The organism is Sphingobacterium spiritivorum ATCC 33861 (assembly GCF_000143765.1).
Taxonomy (GTDB): domain Bacteria; phylum Bacteroidota; class Bacteroidia; order Sphingobacteriales; family Sphingobacteriaceae; genus Sphingobacterium; species Sphingobacterium spiritivorum.
The window spans coordinates 307,554-328,606 of sequence record NZ_GL379770.1; the positions used below are offsets into that span (position 1 = coordinate 307,554).

General features: G+C 41.2%; 18 protein-coding genes. 8 read left to right on the forward strand and 10 right to left on the reverse strand.

The annotated features are described in order from the left end of the window. Positions 1-95: 95 nt before the first annotated feature. The 3 genes from HMPREF0766_RS01555 (at position 96) to HMPREF0766_RS01565 (ending at position 3,356) form a co-directional block, all read left to right on the forward strand. The gene (locus HMPREF0766_RS01555) at positions 96-1,376 is read left to right on the forward strand and encodes a murein hydrolase activator EnvC family protein (RefSeq protein WP_002993093.1); all 1,281 of its coding nucleotides are present in this window, start codon (positions 96-98) and stop codon (positions 1,374-1,376) included. 90 nt (positions 1,377-1,466) lie between these two features. Then, complete coding sequence (locus HMPREF0766_RS01560) at positions 1,467-1,676, forward strand: twin-arginine translocase TatA/TatE family subunit (protein WP_002993094.1); 210 nt, start codon at positions 1,467-1,469, stop codon at positions 1,674-1,676. Positions 1,677-1,883: 207 nt separating this feature from the next. Next, a complete protein-coding gene (locus HMPREF0766_RS01565) occupies positions 1,884-3,356 on the forward strand; it encodes a lytic transglycosylase domain-containing protein (RefSeq protein ID WP_002993095.1) in 1,473 nt (490 codons plus the stop codon). Between the two features lie 43 nt (positions 3,357-3,399). Here the strand turns inward: HMPREF0766_RS01565 and HMPREF0766_RS01570 are convergent, their stop codons facing one another. Together HMPREF0766_RS01570 and HMPREF0766_RS01575 are read right to left on the reverse strand one after the other, a co-directional pair. Continuing rightward, entirely contained in the window at positions 3,400-3,915 is a 516-nt protein-coding gene (locus tag HMPREF0766_RS01570; protein WP_002993096.1) for a phosphoribosyltransferase family protein, read from the reverse strand. A 95-nt stretch (positions 3,916-4,010) separates the two neighbouring features. Then, positions 4,011-4,610, reverse strand: coding sequence for a C40 family peptidase (locus HMPREF0766_RS01575; protein WP_002993097.1), 600 nt, complete (start codon positions 4,608-4,610; stop codon positions 4,011-4,013). A 470-nt stretch (positions 4,611-5,080) separates the two neighbouring features. On the opposite strand from HMPREF0766_RS01575, the gene thrA reads away from it, so the two are divergent. From thrA to HMPREF0766_RS01600, 5 genes are all read left to right on the forward strand, one after another. Further along, the gene (gene thrA, locus HMPREF0766_RS01580; protein WP_002993098.1) at positions 5,081-7,528 is read left to right on the forward strand and encodes a bifunctional aspartate kinase/homoserine dehydrogenase I; all 2,448 of its coding nucleotides are present in this window, start codon (positions 5,081-5,083) and stop codon (positions 7,526-7,528) included. Between the two features lie 50 nt (positions 7,529-7,578). After that, positions 7,579-8,559 (forward strand): homoserine kinase, encoded by a 981-nt coding sequence (locus tag HMPREF0766_RS01585; RefSeq protein WP_002993101.1) that lies wholly within the window; start codon positions 7,579-7,581, stop codon positions 8,557-8,559. A 6-nt stretch (positions 8,560-8,565) separates the two neighbouring features. Beyond that, positions 8,566-9,873, forward strand: a complete 1,308-nt coding sequence (gene thrC / locus HMPREF0766_RS01590) for a threonine synthase (protein WP_002993103.1) — start codon at positions 8,566-8,568, stop codon at positions 9,871-9,873. A 104-nt stretch (positions 9,874-9,977) separates the two neighbouring features. Next, complete coding sequence (locus tag HMPREF0766_RS01595) at positions 9,978-11,162, forward strand: class I SAM-dependent rRNA methyltransferase (RefSeq protein WP_002993105.1); 1,185 nt, start codon at positions 9,978-9,980, stop codon at positions 11,160-11,162. A 57-nt stretch (positions 11,163-11,219) separates the two neighbouring features. Further along, positions 11,220-12,425 carry an MFS transporter gene (locus tag HMPREF0766_RS01600; protein WP_002993107.1) on the forward strand — a complete coding sequence of 402 codons (1,206 nt, stop codon included), beginning with the start codon at positions 11,220-11,222 and terminating at the stop codon, positions 12,423-12,425. Positions 12,426-12,540: 115 nt separating this feature from the next. On the opposite strand, the gene HMPREF0766_RS01605 is transcribed toward HMPREF0766_RS01600, so the two are convergent. From HMPREF0766_RS01605 to HMPREF0766_RS01640, 8 genes are all read right to left on the reverse strand, one after another. Beyond that, a complete protein-coding gene (locus HMPREF0766_RS01605; protein ID WP_002993110.1) occupies positions 12,541-13,305 on the reverse strand; it encodes an SGNH/GDSL hydrolase family protein in 765 nt (254 codons plus the stop codon). Between the two features lie 247 nt (positions 13,306-13,552). After that, positions 13,553-14,740, reverse strand: a complete 1,188-nt coding sequence (locus HMPREF0766_RS01610) for an aspartate aminotransferase family protein (RefSeq protein WP_002993111.1) — start codon at positions 14,738-14,740, stop codon at positions 13,553-13,555. Between the two features lie 51 nt (positions 14,741-14,791). Continuing rightward, entirely contained in the window at positions 14,792-15,244 is a 453-nt protein-coding gene (locus HMPREF0766_RS01615) for a hypothetical protein (protein WP_236590566.1), read from the reverse strand. Between the two features lie 3 nt (positions 15,245-15,247). Beyond that, complete coding sequence (locus HMPREF0766_RS01620) at positions 15,248-16,084, reverse strand: hypothetical protein (RefSeq protein WP_002993113.1); 837 nt, start codon at positions 16,082-16,084, stop codon at positions 15,248-15,250. A gap of 35 nt (positions 16,085-16,119) precedes the next feature. Then, complete coding sequence (locus HMPREF0766_RS01625) at positions 16,120-16,665, reverse strand: RNA polymerase sigma factor (protein ID WP_002993114.1); 546 nt, start codon at positions 16,663-16,665, stop codon at positions 16,120-16,122. 21 nt (positions 16,666-16,686) lie between these two features. Next, positions 16,687-17,640 carry a transketolase family protein gene (locus tag HMPREF0766_RS01630; protein WP_002993115.1) on the reverse strand — a complete coding sequence of 318 codons (954 nt, stop codon included), beginning with the start codon at positions 17,638-17,640 and terminating at the stop codon, positions 16,687-16,689. Between the two features lie 74 nt (positions 17,641-17,714). Next, positions 17,715-18,563 carry a transketolase gene (locus HMPREF0766_RS01635; RefSeq protein WP_002993116.1) on the reverse strand — a complete coding sequence of 283 codons (849 nt, stop codon included), beginning with the start codon at positions 18,561-18,563 and terminating at the stop codon, positions 17,715-17,717. A gap of 106 nt (positions 18,564-18,669) precedes the next feature. After that, complete coding sequence (locus tag HMPREF0766_RS01640; protein ID WP_002993117.1) at positions 18,670-21,042, reverse strand: outer membrane beta-barrel family protein; 2,373 nt, start codon at positions 21,040-21,042, stop codon at positions 18,670-18,672. Between the last annotated feature and the right edge of the window lie 11 nt (positions 21,043-21,053).

Below are 21,053 nucleotides of genomic sequence, written 5' to 3' on the forward strand. Positions count from 1 at the left end.
ATGTATAATGCGTTAGTTTTATTACTTTCGCAAACTGTAGTTCTTTATCTTTATGTGTTTCACATTAAGGTAGAGGGAGTAATGAAAATCAGTTCATGGGTTTTAAAAAAGTATTATTAAGCATATTAGCACTGTTTTTTGTAGTGACTGCAAGTAAGGCACAGAGTAGCGCTTTATTACAGAAACAAAGAGAGCAATTGACCAAAGAGATTGCCGAACTGCAAAAAGTATTACAAAATACCACTAAGGAGAGAAAACTTTCCCAACAGGAGGTCAATGCGCTGAGTAAGCAATTGAATCTTCGTGAGGAGAAGATCTCTACTATCAATGCCGAAGTACGATTGATCGATAATCAGATCTCCAGTAATAATAAAGCCGTAGATGCACTGAAAGCAGAGCTTGAAAAGCTGCGGAAAGACTATGAGAAAATGATCATGTTCGCTTTTCGTAATAAGAATGCGTACAGTAAAATGATGTTCATCTTTGCATCAAAAGATTTTAATCAGGCTTATCGTCGTGTAAAATACCTTCAGCAATTTAACGATTCCCGAAAAATAAAGGCGGACGAAATAGAGGCAACCCAAAACAAGATTAAACAAAAAATCGCGCAACTGCAGGCCGATAAGAATAAAAAGAATGTCCTGCTGAAAGATCAGCAAAATGAACGTTCTGTAATCGCTAAAGATAAAGCCGAGCATTCGAAAGTATTGAATGAGCTGGCCTCTCAGGAGCGTAATGTAAAATCGCAGCTGAGTAAAAAACAACAGCAGGAACGTAAGCTGGCAGCACAGATTAAAGCCGCCATCGCACGTGAAATCGCTGAAGAAAGAAGAAGAGCAGAAGCCGAGCGCAAGCGTCTTGCCGAAGCTGAAGCGCGTAAAACAGGTAAAACAGTAGCCGAAGTAGAGAAAAATACCAAACGCAAATCAGACGGAGATGTGTTGAAATCTACGCCTGAGGCAGCCCGATTATCTGCAGATTTCAAATCTAACAGAGGAAGACTCCCTTGGCCGGTGGGACAGGGTAATATCATCCGCAAGTTTGGTATGGGCTCTTACGGAAGAAATGTAACGGTTTACAATCCGGATATCGTTATCCGTACCGGTGAGAATGCTACAATAAAGGCGGTATTCCCGGGGACAGTCGTGCAGGCCTTTACATCTGCAGGTTCAGGTAACGTTATTATAAACCATGGAGAGTATTTTACCGTATATAGTGATATGAAAGGATTATCTGTGTCCAAGGGACAAAAAGTTTCTGCCGGACAGGCTATAGGTACAGCAGGGGAGGATACAGAGGAAGGTATTTCACTTGTTAAATTCTCTATCTTCCAAGGAATGACGGAGTTAAATCCGGAATCTTGGCTGGCAAGATAACAGAAATAAAAAATTAAATGTTTACCTTTGGAAGATTTACCGGGGGTGATTAAAGCAATAGGGCATAAAAAATAAACACAAAAATAGATTATGTTAACATCAGGGCTATTATTTATAGGAACGCAAGAGATTATTATCATTGTAATCTTGGTTCTGTTATTATTTGGGGGTAAAAAGATTCCTGAATTAATGCGTGGATTGGGACGTGGAGTGAAAGAGTTTAAGGATGGTCAGCGGGAAGAACCTACTGAGTCCGGCAACAATACGAATAACAAAGAAAATTCAAATAACGCCCACTAATGGACGTCCAGAACAAAAGATTCCAATGTGATCAGATCTCAAAGGAATCTTTTGCTTTTTCAACCGTTTTCAAAAGCTGACAAGGGATATCCAGGCTTTGAAAAGACCGAAATTATAAACATGCATGGAAGTACGGCTTATGTTTCAAAGAACACGAGCTATTATAGAATAGGGATTCAACCTTATTTTATGCATTAAATTGATCTTATGGTTAAAATGAAAGTGACGACCCTGTCTTTATTTGGCTTTCTGTGCATCGCACAGGCTAATGTTCAAGGTCAATCCTCTTCATCTTTTAAAGATGATCTACAAACTACACTTCTGCAAAATCTGGCAGATGAAAACACACAGATCTTAAAGGAACTTGACAGTATTAAATTTGTCAATGCCGGAGAAAAAAACGTCGATAATGTCGTTTTTGATATTCAGGATGTGGGAATGGTACGCAAATTACTCTCCCTCCAGCGGGAAGTGCCTTTAAATTACAATGCTCAGGTACGTAATTATATAGAACTGTACAGCTCTAAAAATTATAAACCACATATGAGTAAGATGCTGGGACTGGGGCAGTATTATTTCCCGATCTATGAAAAGATCTTCAAAGAAATGAATGTTCCGGATGAGATCAAATACCTGTCCATTGTTGAATCAGCACTCAACCCGCACAGTGTATCACGTGTAGGCGCGACGGGACCATGGCAGTTTATGTATGGGACAGCCAAATCCTACAATCTGATAATGGATAATTATCTGGATGAGCGGAAAGATCCTTATGCATCATGCTATGCTGCTGCAAGATACATGCAGGATTCTTATCAGGAATTCGGAGACTGGCTGGTTGCTATTGCATCCTATAATTGCGGAAAGGGAAACATTAAACGTGCAATAGCTAAATCAGGAAAGACCAATCCCAACTTCTGGGAAATATCTGCGTATCTTCCAAGAGAAACCCGCAATTACGTACCGGCATTTATTGCGATGACTTATATGATGGGATATGCAGCTGAAAATAATATTGAAGCTGCAACAACAGATTATCATTTGGCTACCGATATGATGATGGTTGACAAATCTCTTAATCTCAACAGTATTGCTCAGGCCCTTAATCTCTCAGAAGAGGCTTTAAAAATGCTCAATCCGGGATACAAGAAAGGAATAGTCAATGGTACGGCAGAGACGCCCCGTCGACTTGTTATACCTAAACTGGCAGGCATGGACGAAGAGAAGCTGTATACAGCTCTTAATTCGCCTGTAGAGACTATGGCAGCAGTTGTTGAGGCGGTTAATGATGATCTGCGCGTATCGCCTAATGCGATGACCAGACACCGTGTCAGAAAGGGAGAGACACTGCAGAGTATTTCCAGGAAATTCGGGGTGAGTGTACAAAACCTGAAAGCATGGAATGATATCTCATCAAGTCGTGCTCCGGTAGGTCGTACCCTGATCGTATCCAGTCCGGGAGTCAACGAGCGGTTAGCGAGCCGTGTAAGTAAGAGTAAGGCTGCTACTACCAGTAAAAAATCTACGAGCACTTATCTGAGCTATACTGTAAAGAGAGGGGATACGTTGTCAGATATCGCCAACAAATATAAAGGTGCTACCGTAAGTAATATTAAGGCAGACAACGGACTGAGCAGCAGTAAACTGAAACCCGGAATGAAATTGAAAATCAAGAAATAGAGAAACGAATGTTTTTCATATAAATGTACAGGATGCGGTCCGGTTATACTAACCAGGCCGCATCTTCTGTTTTATCGTATTCTTCCAAAGTCACTTCCACATGTTCCTTTAGGATAGTCGAAAGCTTCAGACCATAATAATCGCTGAAAATAGGAAATTTGTGATGACTTCTGTCAATCAGTACAGCTGTTCTCATCTTTTTCAACGGAACGTCCAGAAAGATTCCTAAGCCATACGCTAAAGCTCTTCCGCTGTTCAGTACATCATCGACAAGGATCACCACTTTATCTTTCGCTGTAGAGGCTGCTACATCTGTAGAACCCACCAGGCTCCGGCTGGTCTTGTTGATTGTTACTTTAATAAGCTCGATTGTTTTTTCGGGTGCTAACGTAACAAGAATTTTCTGAAGACGCTGAGCGAAGATATAGCCTCTGTCTGCAATGCCCACAATGACGATTGCCTTTTCCTCAAAATTATCTTCAAGTATCTGATAGGCAATACGAATTGACTTTTGTTTGATTTGCTCTTTATTTAGAATAAGGGTTTTTTTTGAAGACATACGGCTCAAATTTTACTGAGGTAAAAATAAGAAATCTTTTAAACAAAAAAGTCCGATTGCATGAACAATCGGACTTTTGAATACTGTTTTATTGATTAATTGACAGTTGCTTTTCTTTCTTTAAGAAGATCTGCAGTCAATACTCTTCCAATTTCTTCTGAATTATCAATCGGCATACGTCCGCCGTTGTAGTAGTAGCGCTTCCAGTAAGCCTCATTCAGATTACTGATCATAACACCTTTACTGGATGAAGCGTGTGCAAATTTGTCATCTCCAAGGTATACCCCTATGTGTGTGATGCTTTTGCTTCTGATTTTAAAGAAAACCAGATCTCCCGCTTTTAGTTCACTTTTGCCGATAGGATCTACCTGTGTGTAGATATTACGGCTATTGTAACCGATAGAAGTGTTAAAAACCTTATCGTATAGTTCGTATGCAAACTTCGAGCAGTCAATACCTCTTTTGGAATCGCCTCCGAGACGGTAAGGAGTACCGATCCAGTCGTATACAAATTGATAAAGTTTGGTATTTGTAGTTGCTGAAACAGCTACACCCATGATTTGCGAGAAATAATCTTTTGCTAAGTTATCAGGATCGGCTGATTCTGATTTGGATTGGGTTTTGGTTGATTGTGCCTGCGACACTAGACATAAGCCTATAAATAGCACTAAAGCTACTATTTTCTTTGTTTTCATTCAATCGCTTTATTAATACAACTTTAAACTTTTACATGCGCACTGTATATTTTATTCTACAGCACTGTCGCAAAACTAAGTCATTCTGTCTAGCAATCCAAACTTTTTGACGCAGATTTAACAATTCTTTAACCTTTTTTAACAATTCAAAACCGAAGCTTTCTGAGCTGTATAAAACTATATTTCATTAAAAAATCAACGAAACATAGCTTTAAAGGTGAATTTGATAAAAAAGATAAAATATTTTTGAATATTTCGAAATTAATATCCTACCTTTAGCACAAGCAAAAAACAGAAATGAATTTTAACACCATTACTACATCGATTATTATTACCACCGGGGGCATATACGCGGAGGAAGTAGTTTCTATGTATTAAAAAGTGTACATAATATTGATGAAAACGCCTTCCTCCGCAAAGAGGAAGGCGTTTTTTGTTTTAAATCAGTCAACTAAACAGTATAATTAAATATGAAAGTTCTAAAATTCGGTGGTACATCAGTAGGTTCGGCAGACAGTATCCGGTCTGTGCTCGCCATTGTAACAGCAGCTTATCAGGCAGGAGAGAAACCACTAGTCGTATTATCTGCTATGTCAGGTATTACCAATCTGTTAACACAAATGGCAGAAGATGCAGCTGAGGGCAAACCATTTGAGTCCGGTATAAAAGTTCTGGAAGAGAAACACTTTGAAGTGGTACGTAAACTAATCGCTGTTAAATTCCAGAATCCTGTGTTTACCAAATTAAAGTTGTTCTTCAATGAAATAGAAGACCTGCTTCAGGGAATCTATGCGCTGAAAGAGCTGAGTAATCAAAGCCGGGATCTGGTGGTGAGTTATGGAGAGCGCTGCTCTACCTTTCTGGTGTCAAAAATAGCCGAACAACACCTGGAAGAAGCATTGTTTGTAGATGCTTCACATTATATCAAGACAAATTCAAATTTTGGACATGCCAGTGTCAATGACGAGATCACCGATCAACTGATCCGTGCACTGGCTAATACCAATGCCGACAAGCTTATGTTCGTAACCGGATTTATCGGTTCTAACGAAAATGGACGTATTACGACTTTAGGTCGGGGAGGGTCAGACTATACAGCTGCTATATTCGGTTCAGTACTGAATGCTTCGGCTATAGAGATATGGACAGATGTAAACGGTATGCTGACTGCAGATCCGCGTATTGTTAAGAAAGCATTCTCCTTGCCGGTTCTCTCTTATACAGAAGCAATGGAGCTTTCCTATTTTGGTGCGAAGGTGATTTATCCACCGACCATGATTCCTGCATTTCTGAAGAAAATTCCAATCATTATCCGTAATACATTCCAGCCGGAATTTGAAGGAACAGTTATTCAGTTTGACAGCGGAAAGACCAGTTATCCGATAAAAGGTATTTCTTCTATCAGCGATATCTCTGTGATCAATCTGAGCGGTTCAGGTATGATCGGCAAATCCGGTTTCAGCGGTCGTCTGTTCACCTTACTTGCCCGTGAACAGATCAATGTCGTATTGATTACGCAGTCTTCTTCCGAGCACAGTATTACATTTGCCGTGCACCCGGATGATGCGCGCAAGGCTGTACAGCTTATAGAAGCAGAGTTTGAGCTGGAACTGGAAGCAAATAAACTGGTACGCCCTGAAATTGAAAATGATCTTTCCGTACTTGCCATTGTCGGTGAGAATATGAAGAAAACCCCGGGAATGTCGGGCAAACTATTCGCCGCACTGGGAAGAAACGGTATCAATGTACGTGCAATTGCTCAGGGATCTTCTGAATTTAATATCTCAGTGATCATCTCCAAGATTGATCTTGCAAAGGCACTGAATGCGGTTCATGATGCTTTCTTTGCTGAACTCAAGAAAACGTTACATGTCTTTAATCTGGGAACAGGGAATATTGGTTCTACATTGTTCAAACAACTGGAGAATCAGCATGATTTCCTTTCTGATAAAAATGATATTGATATCAAGGTAGTGGGGATATCGAATAGCCGGAAGATGGTTTTCAGTGAATCGGGAATCAATCTGGGTAACTGGGAAGCGGATCTGAACGAAAATGGAATAGATGCTGATTTGCCGCTATTTGTAGAGAAGATGAAAGCAATGAATCTGCCTAACTGTGTTTTTATAGATAATACAGCAAGTAAAGTCCCGTCTTCCTATTATGAAGATATCTTCAGATCCAATATATCCATTGTAACCTGCAATAAGATTGCGAATTCGGGCAAATATGAGCAGTATAAGTCTCTGCATGACACTGCGCGCAAATACGGTGTAGATTTCTTTTATGAAACAAATGTCGGTGCAGGATTACCGATCGTACGTGTCCTTAAAGATTTAATGATGAGCGGTGACCGTATTATCAGGATAGAAGCGATCCTGTCCGGAACAATATCCTATATTTTCAATAACTTTAAAGATGATGCTTCATTCTATGATGTGGTTATGAAAGCACAGGAACTGGGGTATACAGAGCCTGATCCGCGTGATGACCTCGGAGGAGTGGATTTCATGCGTAAGATGCTGATTCTGGCGCGTGATGCAGGTCATGCCATTGAATCTGAAGATGTAGATCTGGGTGCCATTCTGCCGGAAGCCTGTCTGAAAGCTGATAGTGTGGCTTCTTTTTATGAAGAACTGAAAAAGGAGGATGCGTATTTCGAGGCATTAAAAGCAAAAGCTAAGGCTGAGAATAAAGTAATCCGTTATATCGGTAAACTGGAAAATGGAAAAGTGGCTATTTCAGTACAGTTGGTGGATGAGACACACCCGTTCTATTCGCTTTCGGGAAGTGACAATATTATCTCCTTTACAACCGAACGCTATAAGGAACGTCCTCTCGTTGTCAAAGGACCTGGAGCAGGTGCTGAGGTTACAGCGGCAGGTGTATTTGCGGACCTGGTAAACGTAGGCGCTTAATCCTGATAACTGAAATACAATTACTGAATATTAATTACTAAACATACACAATGGAACTATCGCAGCTGAAAAAGGATATCAATCTGGAAAAAATGTTGGATGAAATAAGAGTTTTTGCACCGGCAACGGTTGCCAATATGATCTGCGGATTTGATATTCTGGGTTTCGCACTGGACGAGCCGGGCGATGAGGTCATCATGAAAAGGATTTCAACACCAGGAGTAGTGATTACCGAGATAACAGGTGACGACGGTCGGTTGCCTTTAGATCCTGAAAAAAATACAGTATCAGCATGTGTGCAATTTCTGCTGCATAATCTGGGATTGCAGCATGAAGTCGGTGTCGAGATCAAATTACACAAACATATGCCTATTGGCTCCGGACTAGGTTCCAGTGCTGCCAGCACTGTTGCAGGTCTCTTTGCCATTAATGCGCTGTTAGGAAGCCCGCTTTCTAAGGAAGAGCTTCTTCCTTACTGCGTAGAGGGAGAACGACTGGCCTGCGGTACAGGTCACGCAGACAATGTAGCTCCTGCTCTTTTTGGAGGCATTACACTGATTCGCAGTACCGAACCTCTGGATGTTATATCCCTGCCGACTCCGAAAGAGCTATATGCAGCGGTCGTGTTTCCGCAGGTAGATGTCCCGACAAGAGATGCGCGTCAACTTATCAAAGAAAAAGTATTACTGAAAGACGCGGTCACACAATGGGGAAATATTGCGGGACTCGTAGCCGGCCTGTTCAAGGAAGATTATGACCTTATAGCAAGAAGTATGCATGATGTACTGATCGAACCTACACGCGCTATTCTGATTCCGCAATTTTATGAAATGAAGCAAATTGCTTTGGAGGAAGGCGCATTGAGCTTTGGTATATCGGGCTCAGGACCTTCTGTAGTAGCGGTGACAAGAGACAGAGCTATAGCTGAAAACATCAAGATACGCATACAGCAACACCTGAATGAATCCGAAATAGAAAGTTTCGGATATGTATCATCCGTCAATGTAGAAGGACCTAAAGTTTTAAACTAACAGAAAATGAAATTATACAGTACCCAAAATAAAGATCTGCGTGTATCCTTCAAAGATGCCGTATTCAATTCACTGCCTGCAGACAAGGGGCTTTATATGCCAGAAGTGATCCCTCAGCTGGATCCCATGTTTATCCGTAACATTCAGCAATACTCTTTAGAGGAGATTGCATTCACAGTTGCCCATGCTTTGATCGGGCAGGATATCCCGGCTGATGATCTTAAAAAGATCATTAAGGATGCCATTAATTTTGATGCGCCTGTCCGCTTCCTGAGCAAGGATACAGCGGTGTTGGAATTATTCCACGGTCCGTCTTATGCTTTTAAAGATTTCGGGGCTCGTTTTATGAGTCGTGTTATGGGGTATTTCTCGCAATCTGATGATAAGTTGTTAGATGTACTGGTCGCTACATCAGGTGATACCGGAGGCGCTGTAGCATTAGGCTTTTTAGGTGTAGAAGGGACGAGGGTAACGATTCTGTATCCAAAAGGAAAAGTTTCCGAAGTACAGGAACAGCAGCTTACCACCAACGGGCAGAATATCCGGGCACTGGAAGTGGACGGTACGTTTGATGATTGCCAGGCGCTGGTGAAGAAGGCATTTAATGATGCTGAATTGAATAGGGAATTAAGATTGACATCTGCCAATTCTATTAATATTGCACGTCTTATTCCGCAAACCTTTTATTATTTCTATGCCTACGCGCAATTGAAGGCACAGGGAATCAATCAGGTTGTATTCAGTGTGCCAAGCGGAAATTTTGGAAATATAGGTGCAGGATTGCTGGCTTTTAAGATGGGGCTTCCTGTTGAAAAATTTGTGGCTGCAACCAATGTCAATGATACAGTTCCGCGTTTCTTGTCTTCCGGACAATACCAGCCTAAGCCTTCTGTGCAGACGCTGGCCAATGCTATGGATGTAGGAGATCCGAGCAACTGGGTTCGGATTCTGGATCTCTTTGATCAGGATCTGGAAGCCTTGAAAAAGGTTGTTACATCCTATACTTACGATGATGAGGCGACTAAGGCTGCTATGAAACAGCTTTATCTGGAATATCAATATGTCGCTTGTCCGCATACCGCTATTGCCTGGTTAGCTTCACAGGCTTATCTTGGCGAGCATCCGGGACAGTATGCTTCCGTATTTCTTTCTACAGCACATCCCTGCAAATTTCCGGATGCTATCGATGCTGATGTATTCGAAAAGGTTAAACTTCCGGAAGGAGCCGAAACACTTTCCGGAAAGGAAAAACTGGCAAAAGAATTACCGGTTGATTATGACTTGTTCAAAGCCTATTTGTTAGAAAATAACTAAACAATAAATGGCTTCTCAAAGAAGTCATTTATTGTTTTACCAAAATCATATACTTGTTACGAAGTGCTGTCTCCTTTTTTTAATATTTGCTTACCTTTGCGACGATGAAATCAGTCATACTCAATAAAGGCAAGGATAAAGCTGCCTGGCAATTGCACCCGTGGGTGTTTTCCGGAGCAGTAAACAATGTCTCCGGCAATGTAGAAAACGGAGAAGTCGTTTCTGTATTCAACAGCGATCGTGAATTTATTGCTTATGGAATCTACCATAACCAGTCGCGTGTGGCTGTTCGTTTGCTGGAATGGCATCCGGATACAACTATTGATGAAAATTGGTGGCGCAATCGCATTCGTAAGGCTGTGGAAGCCCGTCAGCATCTTTTGACGGCTGAGACCAATACCGTTCGTCTGATTTTTGCAGAAGCCGATTTTATACCAGGCCTTATTGCAGACAAATACGCCGATTACATTTCTATCCAGGTGCATGCTGCAGGTACGGAAAATGTAAAAGCTGTAATTATTGATGAACTTACCCGGTTACTTCAACCCAAAGGAATATATGAACGCAGTGATCTCAAGTCCCGTGAACACGAAGGTCTTCCAAATACTAACGGTCTCCTGTCCGGAGAATTACCTCCGGAGTTTGTCGATGTCGTAGAAAATGGTATCCGTTATAAGGTGAATATTATAGATGGACAAAAATCCGGTTTCTATTGCGATCAGCGTGAAAACAGATTTCTGACTGCACAATATGTGAAAGACAAAAAAGTACTGGACTGTTTTTGTTATTCAGGAGGCTTTACCTTGAATAGCATTCAGCAAGGAGCAGCTGCTGTTACTGCTGTGGACAGCTCGGCTCTGGCGATCGAAACATTGGAACGCAATATGGTTGTCAACGGATTTGATACTTCCGGTCATCAGTTTATCTTATCGGATGTGAATAAACAGTTGCGCACTTTTATTGAAGAGGAAGCGAGATTTGATGTCGTGATCCTGGATCCGCCCAAATACGCACCCTCAAGATCTTCATTGGAAAAAGCATCCAGAGCCTATAAAGATCTTAACAGAAGAGGGATGATGCTGTTGGAAAGCGGCGGATTGCTGGCTACTTTCTCCTGTTCAGGAGCCATGGATATCAGTACATTCAAACAGGTCATTGCCTGGGCTGCACTCGATGCAGGTAAGGAAATTCAGTTTATAAGACAATTTCATCAACCTGAAGATCATCCCGTCCGGGCTTCCTTCCCCGAAGGGGAGTACCTCAAAGGTTTATTGGTACGAATACTTTAACAATATTTTGGAAGGCTGTAGAGGAACAGCCTTTTTGTTTTTAATTTATATTTTATTATGGTTGCTAATTTTAAAGATAACAAACCTGTTTTTTCAATTCTTTTTGCCGTAAGTTTTATTCACCTGCTCAATGACTTTGTTCAGGGCATTATTCCTTCCGTGTATCCTTTGCTGAAGGACGAACATCATCTGACCTTCTCTCAGATTGGGATGATCACCTTTGTGTATCAGATGGCAGCATCTATCTTTCAACCTGTAGTAGGATCTTTTACAGATAAGCGACCTCAGCCGTATTCTCAGATTATCGGGATGGCATTTTCATTAGTAGGACTTATCCTGTTTTCGTATGCACATAGTTATGAGATTATTCTGATAGCCGTGTTTCTGGTAGGGGTCGGATCTTCTATTTTTCACCCCGAGTCGTCCAGGGTAGCATACATGGCTTCCGGAGGCAAGAGAAGTCTTGCTCAATCTATCTTCCAGATCGGAGGTAATGCCGGAACAGCGCTTGCACCTATTCTGGTTGCATTTTTTATTCTTCCAAAAGGACAACAAGCTATTGTCTGGTTTGCGATTGTCCCTATTTTAGGTAAGGTAGTTGCACTGTATATCGGTAAATGGTACAGCCGTAAATTAGAGCATCGTACCACCGTCAAGAATAAGACAATCAGCGTACCGGATCTTTCTAACAAGAAAATCACTTTGTCTGTCGTAGTCCTGCTGTTGCTGATCATCTCTAAATATTTTTATATTGCGAGTATTACCAACTATTTTCAATTCTTCACGATGGAAAAGTTTGGTATCTCTGAAGTACAGGCACAGGTATTCTTATTTTACTTTCTGATAGCAGTGGCTGTAGGAACTTTGTTGGGGGGTATATTCGGAGACCGTTTTGGTCGTAAATATGTGATCTGGTTTTCTGTACTTGGAGTCGCACCGTTTTCATTAGCTCTTCCGTACGTAGACTTTACAACGACCGGTATTCTTATCGTGATTATCGGATTGATCCTGTCTTCTGCATTTCCTTCCATTATTGTATATGCGCAGGAGTTGCTTCCACGCAAATTAGGGATGGTGTCAGGATTGTTTTATGGATTTGCTTTTGGTATGGGCGGGTTAGGATCAGCATTGTTAGGCTGGTATGCAGACCATACGTCTATTACCTTTATCTACCATATCTGTTCGTATTTGCCATTGATCGGTATTGTGGCCTACTATCTTCCTGATCTGCAAAAGACTACATACAGAGAAGTCGAACTCTGATAGCCTGTAATGTATAGACCGGTTTAAAAGTAAAAAGACCTCGTTAGCTGCTATTGTTAACGAGGTCTTTTCAGTATGGGTAAGATGAGTGCTTCGGGATTTTCCGGAGATATGACTATTTAATGGTGTTCAACCAGGATTCAGCCATTAATGTCGCTCCTGCCAGACTGGTATGTACGCCATCCGTAGTCCAGTAATTGCCCGGAGCTTCTGCGAGTGCCTTGTCAAAAATAGACTGATATGGGATCAGTATAGCTTTAAATTCTTTCGCAACGTCTCGTGCAGCCTGCTGATATCCTTCAAAAGCAGGGTACCATGCATCAGTTACATGTTTTACCCCTTTCAGGCCGAAGGGTTCCCCGATAATAAGTTGTACGTTGGGCAATTGTTTCAAGGTGTCATCCAGCAGTTTCTGATACTGCTCTTTATATTGTTGTGCCGTATTGCTGGCACCGCTATCCATTGTTCTCCAAAAATCATTAACGCCGATCAGTATGCTCAGGATAGTAGGTTTGATATCTAAGGTATCCCTTTGCCAGCGTTTCTGCAGATCCGGCACCCGGTTTCCGCTGATACCCTTATTAAAAATCTTGATATTTTTGGATGCATGTTCAGACAACAGACTGCCCGCTGCTAACAGGGCGTAGCCGCTTCCGAATGCGGAAGTTTCATTCGGATTGGGATTGTCCTTCTGACGACCAGCATCAGTAATGGAGTCTCCCTGAAAAAGTATGATATCATTTTTCTTAATACTGATCTGATTACCTTTTGCCGGTAAGGACAAATTGTTTTCACGACCTTGTAGTAATGAGGTGCCTGCCACGGCTGCACCTACGGTAAGCAGACTTTTGCTGATAAAAGATCTTCTGTTTGTATTCATGATAGAGGTTTATGCTTATCTAATATAAGCATTGATTATTATAATTATAGTTTTAAAATGAGATTTTATTTGGTAATAAAATCACAATAAAAGGTTGCATTTTTTTGTGTACTCTCAGTAGAAGGTTTGCAGAGATTGTCTGCACCTGTAGTCATTAGTTGCAGAGCTGGATTTTTACGAATAAATATCCGTCAGAAAATGTGGAATAAATAAGGGAACATATCAGATGTTCCCTTATTTGTATATACTAAGTGTATTTTTCTACTCCTGCCCGGATAATGGTACAGGCTTCTCTGATCTGATCTGTAGTGATGGTCAGTGGAGGTGCCACCCTAAGTGCAGTCTCGCAGTGCAGGTACCAGTCTATCATCACACCGTGTTCAGCGCAGTACTTGCTAACCTGGTAGACCTGATCAAAATTTTCCAGTTGCAGACACATCATCAGACCTAATCCACGTATCTCTTTAATTTTAGGATGCTGGAGCAACTGACGGAAAAGCAATGCTTTCTCTTCTACCTGTTCGATCAGTCTTTCATCTTTTATAACCTGTAAAGATGCCTTTGCTGCAGCACAACTTACAGGATGTCCGCCGAATGTGGTGATATGGCCCAGCATGGGATTGTCTTTGATTACATCCATGATCTGTTTAGGTGCAACAAATGCGCCCAGAGGCATTCCTCCACCTATACCTTTTGCCAGCATAAGAATGTCGGGGACAATGCCAAAGTGTTCGAAAGCAAAGAGTTTTCCGGTACGTCCGAATCCGGTTTGTATTTCATCAAAGATTAATAGCGTTCCGGTTTCGTTGCAGCGCTTGCGAACAGCCTGCATATAGGCCACTTCAGGAACACGTACACCGGCTTCACCCTGAATAGCTTCCAGTATGACTGCTGCGGTCTTATCCGTGATCGCAGACAGATCCGAAAGATTGTTAAACGTGATAAAGTCTATCTCCGGTAATAAGGGTGCGTAGGCTGTTTGATACTCTTCATTACCGATGAGACTAAGTGCTCCTTGTGTGCTTCCGTGGTATGCTTTTTTTGCAGCTATAATCTGTCTTCTGCCAGTGAAGCGTTTTGCGATTTTCATTGATCCTTCTACAGCTTCTGCTCCGCTGTTTGTCAGGTATACTGATTCAAAAGAGGGGGGCAGGACTGCCAGCAGATCTGTTGCAAACTGTACCTGTGGCGCCTGTACAAACTCGCCATATACAGTTACATGGAGATACTTATCCAGTTGCTGCCGTATTGCCTCCAGTACCTTAGGATGTCTGTGACCTATATTGCTTACATTAAAACCGGATACCAGATCCATATATTGTTGTCCCTGCGGACCATATAAATAAATTCCTTCTGCTTTTTCTACTTCTACCAGACGGGGAGAGTTTGATGTCTGGGCTGTATTCATCAGGAATAATTCACGATTACTTAGCATGTTGATTTTGATTTAAATAAAAAGAAGAAGTCTTTTGGACTTCTTCCTGTATCATCTTCGGCCTGAACCGTTTTTTCGGCTTTGCCATTCTTTATAGAGAAGTTCTATGAAATTCTGCTCGATCTCAAAAAATTGTGAAGCACGTGAATTGCCTATGATACGGGCGAATTTTGCGCGGTATTCTTTTTTGATTTCCAGTTCTTTGGCATCATATGCGATTACATCCCGTGATCCGCCTTGTCTGAAGCCATTGCTTCTGCTTGGTGCACTCTGTCTGGGACCAATTTTTTCATTACGTATAGCCCACATTTCCTGTGAATACTCATTGTAGAGCGGGAAGAACTGTTGTGCCTCTGAACTGCTCAGATTGAGCTCTTTGGTAATATAGGCAATTTTCTCGTTCTCTATAGCTTTGAAGCGCTCATTATCACGCTGTGCATGAGCAGATAAAGTCAATAGAAATACAAAACAACATGCTGCTAATATCTTTTTCAACTGTAACATCACTTATAATGAATATTTTAAGTACTCTTCAATATCTTCGTTATCAATCTGACTTCCTACGCCAGCTGACTCCTCAGGTTCATAAATATATTGTGTGAAATAGACCATATTATCACCACTGTTCGTGGCGGCAAGATAGTTTATAATTTCAGCATCAGATACATTTGCTAGTTCCGAATGTAGATCAGTTGTAGCTGTTTCTTCTTGTTGAATACCGAAATACGCACCCAATCCCAGTATCAGTGTAACCGAGGCCGCAGCTGCATATCGCATCCAGTTACGACGTTTCAGACCTCCGATAGGGACAATTTTTGGTTGTTCTTTTTCAAATGCTTTAGCCTGTATGTCTGCTGACAACTGATCAAAGTAATTGGAAGGAACGGTATATCCGTCTTCTTTTACTTCTGCTTTCAATCGATCCGTAGCAATACCTGCAAAAATGGAATCTTCTAATGTGTTGAAGTAGTCTTCCGGTACGGCAAAACCTTCGTCTTTTAGCTGATCTTTCCAGCGATCTGCAGTGATATTTGCGGTGATCTGTTGCTGGAGCTGATCAAAATAGTTAGAAGGAACTGTAAATCCGTTTTCCTCTGTATCTGTTTTCAGCTGATCCAGCTTTACCGCAGTCATAATGCGGGATTGAAGATCATTGAAATAATTTTCAGGAGTACTAAAGGATTCTTTTTCGGAGGGAGCGGCATTCAAAAGTCTGATCTTTGAGCAAAGACCGGATCCGAGATTTTCAAAATAATCTTTAGGTACGGCAAAAGGGTTTACACGCAATGATTCAGGAAGATTATTACCTTCGGTATGATCATGATATGTGTTATTTTCCTTCATAGTAAGTAGTATAGAATACACTAAGCACAAAAGGTTTAATCGTGCGTGTGAAAAAAGTGCTCAATTTTTTTCACAGCCAGATGATAAGAGGCTTTTAATGCTCCTACACTTGTTCCCAGTACATCTGATATCTCTTCATACTTCATATCATCGAAGTATTTCATATTGAATACCAGTTTTTGCTTTTCCGGTAGTGTTAACAGTGCCTGCTGCAATTTCAACTGAGCTTTGTCTCCGTTAAAATAGCTGCCATCCGACAGGGATTCGGCCAGATAGGCAGAGGTGCCGTCATCTAACGACACATTCTGCTTCTGTTTTTTCTTATTCAGAAAGGTAATACATTCATTTGTAGCGATACGATATAGCCAGGTGTACAATTGGGAGTCTTCGCGGAAGTTGCCCAGATTGCGCCATACCTTGATAAAGATATCCTGTACTACATCATCGGCATCGTCATGATCGATTACCATCCTTCTCACATGCCAATAAATTTTTTGCTGATATTTCTTCAACAATAATCCGAATGCTTCCTCGCGCGTGGCTTCGTCCGCAAATTTCGAAATTATTAAAGTATCTTCCATATATTGACGTTGTGGTCTTTGTTATTTTCTCTTAATTACTTTCTGAGCTGCAGCAACGATTGCTTCTGCATTCAAACCGTATTTCTCCATTAACTGAGCCGGAGTTCCGGATTCACCGAAACTATCGTTTACAGCGACATACTCTTGTGGAGTAGGCAAATGTTGCGCCAAAACCTGTGCCACACTATCGCCCAGACCACCCAGACGATTGTGTTCTTCAGCTGTAACCACACATTTTGTTTTACCAACAGATTTCAATACAGCTTCTTCATCCAGTGGTTTAATTGTGTGGATATTGATGATTTCTGCACTGATACCCAGTTCTGCCAGTTTTTCTCCGGCCTGAATTGCTTCCCATACCAGGTGACCTGTAGCGATGATCGTTACGTCAGTACCTTCATTCAACAGGATAGCTTTACCGATTACGAATTCCTGATCTGCAGGAGTAAAGTTAGGTACTACAGGACGTCCGAAACGTAAGTATACTGGACCGTGGTGTTTGGCAACAGCAATAGTAGCTGCTTTGGTCTGGTTGAAGTCACATGGGTTGATTACTGTCATTCCAGGTAACATTTTCATCAGACCGATATCTTCCAGGATCTGGTGCGTAGCACCATCTTCTCCCAATGTAAGACCTGCATGTGAAGCAGCAATCTTTACATTTTTGTCCGAATAGGCAATGGATTGACGTATCTGGTCATAAACACGACCTGTAGAGAAATTGGCAAATGTACCTGTGAAAGGAACTTTACCACCTATAGTCAGACCCGCTGCGATACCCATCATGTTTGCTTCTGCAATACCAATCTGGAAAAAACGCTCCGGAAATTCTTTTATGAAATCGTTCATTTTCAATGAACCGATCAAGTCAGCACATAAGGCCACGACATTTTCGTCCTGCTTACCAGCTTCCAGTAATCCGGCTCCGAAACCCGAACGTGTATCTTTTGATTCTGTGTATGTATATTTTTTCATTCTTTTAGTATGGAGTAGTTGGTATTTAGTCTTCAGATTTTTCTAAATACAAATTACTAAAATCTAATATCTGATTAATAATCTCCTAAAGTTTGTTGTAACTGACCTAATGCAGATGTTAACTGGTCATCATTCGGTGCTACACCATGCCATTTGTGAGATCCCATCATAAAGTCAACACCATTACCCATTTCGGTATGCATCAGGATCACCACCGGTTTTCCTTTTCCGGTACGTGATTTTGCTTCTTCAAGACCTGCTACGACAGCAGTCATGTCGTTCCCTTTTGCAATTTCAAGTACATCCCATCCGAAAGCTTCCCATTTGCCGCGAAGATCTCCCAGTGACAGTACCTGATCTGTAGAACCGTCAATCTGTGCTTTGTTGTAGTCAACAGTTGCGATCAGATTGTCGATTTTGTTATGAGGTGCATACATCGCAGCTTCCCATACCTGCCCTTCCTGCAGCTCGCCGTCACCCATCAGGACGTACACCAAATTATTGTCTTTGTTTAGTTTTTTTGCTTGTGCAGCACCGATCGCTACTGATAATCCCTGACCCAGAGATCCTGAAGCTACACGTATTCCCGGAAGACCTTCGTGTGTAGTAGGGTGTCCCTGCAGACGCGAATTGATCTTTCTGAAAGTCGCTAATTCGCTTACTTCAAAATAACCCGCTCTTGCCAGTGTACTGTAGAAAACAGGAGAAATGTGACCATTTGACAAGAAGAAAAGATCTTCTCCGATTCCGTCCATGTTGAATGACGGATTGCGTTTCATAGCGTTGAAATAAAGCGCCACAAAATAATCGGTACAACCTAATGATCCTCCAGGGTGTCCTGACTGACAGGCATGTACCATGCGTACGATGTCACGTCTTACTTGCGATGCGATTTGTTCTAGTTTGTTTATATCTGCACTCATTTTAATATTTGGTTTTCACAACTCCCGCAAAGTTAGTTATTTTTCATAGAGTAGCAGATAAAAAGTTATTTTAATGTCTGAATTAAATTATTGACTGATAAGATGTTTACAGACGATTCTGTTCATCTGTTTTCCTTATAGTTTTATTGTTTCTGATCGTCTGATTTCCAAAGTTAAAGCGCAATGTGGCACTTATTTTTCGGGTGTCCTGATAATCCAGAAAATAATTGTTCTGATTCGCATAATTGGTTGCAACTTTGACTTTCTCTGATTTGAAAATATCCAGAAAATAGAGACTCAGTTCTAATTTTTTATGGATAAACTTGCGATTCATAACAAAATAGGTGGATGAAAATCCGGAAATTCTGAACGGTCCCTGTATAGATGGGGAGTAATAAGAATTGCCAACTTCTACGTTCCAGTCAGTTTTTCTGTTAAGGATAAAACTGGTGCTGAGTGTTGTATTAAGCTGGTACACATCATTTTTATAAATCAGTTTATCTACTCCTTCAAAATAATTCTCATTGTACATCGCTGAAAGCATTCCATTTGCAGACCACCAGGGTTTGATATCCAGATTCTTGCTTATATCTATTCCTGCGCCTTGTCCCTTTTCGATATTTGTGTAGTGATAGATCAGGTTGTGCGTGGCATCATCCTGATAGGAGATTTCCATAGAAGGCCATTTCTCATAGCGGTAAAACAAATCAATATTCCAGTTATTTCGGGTATAAGTCAGGTTCAGGTTATGTACAATGGTTGCACGAAGCCTTGCATCCCCCTGAAAGTAGGAGAAAAGGTTATAATAGGATTTGGTCGGATTGAGCCAGGAGTAAGACGGTCTGCTGATACGTTTGCCATAGGAAAATCCCAACTGTGACTTGTCATTTGTCTCGTATTGTGCATAGAAAGTAGGGAAAAGTGTCAGGTAATCGGTCTTGTTGATATCGGACGGTTGTGATACGGTTCCGGTTAAGTTGGTGTATTCTGCACGTAGGCCGGCTTTGAGACTCCACTTTTTCCATTGATAGGATGCTGATCCATATCCGGCTGCATTATGTTCCTGATAATCAAAATCACTGCTTTTTTCTGGCCTGAAAGCTAATTCCCCATTTTCATTGTCTGCAAATATTAGTTTACTGAATGTGCTTACGTAGCTGTATTTTCCTCCAAATTCCAGTTCCAGTTGCTTTCTTTTGTGGCTGAAATCTATTTGTGTGGAAAAAAGCCGGGTCTTATTGTCGTTGTCACTTGTGAAATGTGAGGTCGACGGATCCTGATCTTTAAAATTAAGCTCTGTAAGAATGTCCTGATAATTAACCCTGTTATTGGTGGTGTAATAAGTGGCCCAGTCTAAGGTATTTGCTTTAGAGAGTTTTTTGACCAGTTGCAGAAACAGGTTGTTATTTTTTGTGCTTCTGTAATGATCATTGGTTGTCAGATAGTTGGACTCTACCTGCTGCTGCTGGTTATAGATAAGCGTAGGTACACGGTATATTCCTTCTGAATTGGGACTGTAAAAACCATTCCATCCGAAGGATAGTGTTAATGTACTATCCGGATTATAGTCTGCTGTAAATACATAGGTTTGTTGATTTTTATTGTCATCTATACGGTCCATTTTGCTGATCCAGGTCGTATTATCACTTGCATATTGGACATAATCGGTACCGTAGCGTGCATAAGTTCCTCTGCCGAAATTATAGATTCCTTTGAAATTGAACTTTTCTGTTTTGAAATAATTAGTAAGTCCGAATATTTGTTTGCCGTAGTTACTTTGTTCAGCCTTAGCCAGAAATACCCCTCTGTAACCATACAGTTGATTTTGTTTCATTTTGATGTTAATAATAGCCGTTCCGGAAGCCTCATATCTGGCCGGAGGATTTGTGATGACTTCCACCGCCTGTACATCAGTTCCCGAACTGTTCTCTAACAGGTTTTTTAATTCTTCTCCTGTAAGTGTGACCGGTTTGTCATTTATCATGATAAGTATATTGCGACTTCCCTTGATGCTGATGTCTGAACCTAGGACTTTGACCAGTGGCGTACGTTTCAGTATTTCCCAGCTGCTCAATGCAGAGATATTACTGTTTTGTACATTAAATTCAAGACGATCTACTTTTCGGGTTACACGAGGACGTTTACCTTCTATAATCACTTCTTCCAATTGATTTGTCTTTGCTGAAAGACGGATCAGGAGCTGATTTTGTATGGTGTCGGGTTGAATAAATTCTTCGTAGGTCTTATAATTAAGATCCCTGGCGCTGATATAATAATTGCTGTTGTTGTCCAGAGAGAGCGTAAATTTTCCGGATGCATCTGTCCGTGTTTTATGGAGTGCCTGATACAGGCTGTCCATGAGCACTACTGTTACATTTGCCAGTGTTTCGTTTTTATCATTGATTACTTTACCTTGCATTTGTTTTTGCTGTGCCCATAAAAGAGAGGGGAAAAGAAAGAGTAGTAAAATGTGTTTCATGTTTGCTGATC